General features: G+C 63.7%; 4 protein-coding genes and 1 pseudogene. 2 read left to right on the top strand and 3 right to left on the bottom strand.

Going from position 1 to position 2,675, the window contains the following annotated elements; all coding sequences use genetic code 11:
* Window positions 1–226: pseudogene (locus MKL01_RS00070) on the top strand (hypothetical protein); the annotation flags it as partial.
* Between the two features lie 14 nt (window positions 227–240).
* Here MKL01_RS00070 and MKL01_RS00065 read toward each other — a convergent pair.
* The 3 genes from MKL01_RS00065 to MKL01_RS00055 all read right to left on the bottom strand — a co-directional run bounded on the left by MKL01_RS00065 (window position 241) and on the right by MKL01_RS00055 (window position 1,384).
* Window positions 241–597, bottom strand: a complete 357-nt coding sequence (locus MKL01_RS00065) for a hypothetical protein (RefSeq protein ID WP_243903209.1) — start codon at window positions 595–597, stop codon at window positions 241–243.
* Window positions 598–680: 83 nt separating this feature from the next.
* Window positions 681–869, bottom strand: a complete 189-nt coding sequence (locus MKL01_RS00060; protein ID WP_243903208.1) for a DUF2934 domain-containing protein — start codon at window positions 867–869, stop codon at window positions 681–683.
* A gap of 287 nt (window positions 870–1,156) precedes the next feature.
* On the bottom strand, window positions 1,157–1,384 hold the full coding sequence (locus MKL01_RS00055) for a hypothetical protein (RefSeq protein WP_243903207.1): 228 nt from the start codon (window positions 1,382–1,384) through the stop codon (window positions 1,157–1,159).
* Window positions 1,385–1,658: 274 nt separating this feature from the next.
* Between MKL01_RS00055 and MKL01_RS00050 the strand changes: the two genes are divergently transcribed.
* Window positions 1,659–1,850, top strand: a complete 192-nt coding sequence (locus MKL01_RS00050; protein ID WP_243903206.1) for a hypothetical protein — start codon at window positions 1,659–1,661, stop codon at window positions 1,848–1,850.
* Window positions 1,851–2,675 lie beyond the last annotated feature (825 nt).

Genomic DNA, 2,675 nt, shown 5'->3' with positions numbered 1-2,675 from the left:
GGAGATCACCGCGCGGGTCGAGGAGAACGTCCAGACGTTCCAGCAGATCGTGGCCTCGACCAACCAGCAGCAGCTCGGCATCGAGCAGGTGATGGGCGCCCTGCAGAACATCCGCCAGGCCAGCCAGCAGACCGCCGCCGGCACCCGGCAGGTCGAGACCGCCTCAGCCAACCTCACGGATTTGTCGCAATCGCTCATGGCGCTGGCCGAGCGCTATCGGCACTAAGCATCTGTCAGTAGCTATCGGGGTGACTCGGGTAGGTTCGGTACCGGCTTAGCTGTCTCCGCCAGGAAGGCCTGCGCGCGCGCGATGAACAGGCCGACCTGTATGAGGCCGGAGTTGATCGCGGTGATGAGGTTGGCATTGGCCTCATCGAGCCGAGGGTCGCCGATCGGTTCCCGGTTACGCATATCAGCGAGCACCGCGGTCATCTGGTCCCGCTGCGCTCGCAGATCCGCGAGGATCACCTCGGCCCGTGCCGCCTGCAGGCTCGTCGCTTGGCCGCTGACGAGCAGCTTCACCGCAGCGACTTCGACGCGATTTAGCGCGGCTTGCTCCTGACCTCTCCTGCGAAGCGGAACGATGCCTTGGCTCATGATCCCGCGCCCGTGAGTGGCCGAACCCCTATTAGACGGACGTCGTCCCGGCACCGCAAATACATGCCTAGAGAGCGACACCGTCAATGGCGGCCGCCATCAGGAGCCTCAACCTGTTTTCCTTCCTGTGACGCTCGTCGCTCAGCCCTAAGCTCGCGCTCGGCCATGAGCCAGAATTGCAGATCGTAACCTTCAGGCTGATGATGTCGGTCCCAGATGTCGTGGGCCCGCGCGCGGATCTCCTCATCTGCGATCTGGTCGTCAGGTTCCATGGGACTCGCCTGTCTCTAAGGCAGAGGCCAGCCAGGGCTCTGGCTGAAACCGTACTGAGGCCATGAGCCGGCGCGTGCGGTTCCTGTTCCCTGCTGCGCCGACTCTCGCGCGGCCACCCGGCCGAGGCGTCACGAGTTCGGGTTGAGGAACTGGCTCATCCCGCACTTGTCACCGCACGCTCGCCCATTGTCGCGTCGTCTGGCATCGCGAACACCTCGGATGCGCCAAGGGGCGAGAGCGCTTCTCTAACAGACCCAGCCGGGTTTGACGCGTGTCCTGGGCAGCCTCAGGCAGCCTCGGCCAACAGGCGTTCCATCTGCACGTCAGCCAGATAGTTCATCAGCCGATCGGCCATATCGGGATTGGCGCATTCGACCACGACCGTCACTGGGAGAGCGGTCTGCGCGATGGTCGCGATGACGGACTCAGCCTTCAGCGCAGCCTCGCGCGCCGAGGACGCTGCGAGGAGCCGTGCGCCCTGAGGCGTGTCGATCAGGATTGCAATGCTCGCCATGGCGCCCTCAACGGACGCGCAGCCGAAACCGTTTCGTGCTGAGCAAGGTTTCCCGGTCCATCATACCGTCCGGGCGCAGTCCCTCACCGCATAGCTCGGCCTACGCCACCACCCGCGAGCATTCTCATTTGGTCTGCTGGGTCGAGGTCGCCAGCTGCCCTCCGGCAGCGATTTTCGTGGCCAAGTGCTAAGTCTACCGCCAAGGCGGGTGCAGCCGTAACGGTCCATGTCGACCGGGCGGCACGGCTAAGTCAACGTTGAGCGAGGTGCTACGATGATAGAGCTTGCGCGACTTGAGCGGGCGATCACCAAGGCGCAGGCGGGCATCCGCCGCTCGTGGCGCGATCTTGGGGGCCTGAACATGCCGCTTGAGAAGCGGGTCGCCGAGATTGTGAGCATTGACGCCAATCAACGCCGTCTCGCGGAATTGCTCGCCCGCCGCGAGGAGTTGCATCCCGCTGCCTAAAGCCGAGGTGACCTCTTCCGTCTCGATGTTGGGGGCTTATCACCTCGCCCTCATGTTCCGATCTGAGCTTGTCGTCTGCGTCACGACGTAAAACCCACAGATCTTCGAGTGCGACGCCGAGACGCTGGCCGAGGGCAACCGTGTCGATCTGCGCGACTTCGGCACATCCTTAGCGAAGATATCTCCTCACGCTGGGGACACAACACGCCTGGGAACGCTTAATGACTAGGAGGAACCCTCGATGCAGTGGTTCTGGTTGTTTGCGGTGGTGGCTGTCGTCGGAGTGGGAGCGCTCGTATTCGGGACGGGACTGATCGAGATCGGCGGCGTGACCCAGCCCTCGGCTTGGAGCACGAAGTGAACGGCGAGTGAGCGGCCAACCGAGTGGGATGCGCTTGCCGGAGACTCGCACAGAGCGCGCACCAACCGGACATGGCATGCCGGACGGGCGGCACGGTTAAGTCAACGTTGGCATCCCAGCGGTCGACAATGATCGATGTCGCCGTATGCTGCTAAAGCCAACGGTCGGCGACGAAGCCGGATCGCGCCATCATAACCAAGCGGATCGCTTCATGCGCTTCTCGACCGTTTTCGTCGGCCTGTGTCTCGGGGCTACGCTACCCTGCGCCGTGTTAGCCCAATCAGCTCAGAAGCCTGCTCCTACGACCGCTCCGGACCCAGCTCTGGTGAAGGTCGCTCGTGAGACAGTCGCGCAGATGCAGGGCGACCGCACCGCGACGCTCAGCGCCATGGCCGGGCCGATGGTGGGGATGATGCAGCAGATCGGCATCAAGGAGCCGGACAAGGCACAGGTTCTGGTCCAGG

The organism is Methylobacterium sp. J-070 (assembly GCF_022829385.1).
Classification (GTDB): domain Bacteria; phylum Pseudomonadota; class Alphaproteobacteria; order Rhizobiales; family Beijerinckiaceae; genus Methylobacterium.
The sequence above is the reverse complement of the archived record's forward strand: the minus strand, read 5'-3'. Positions and strand labels throughout refer to the sequence as shown.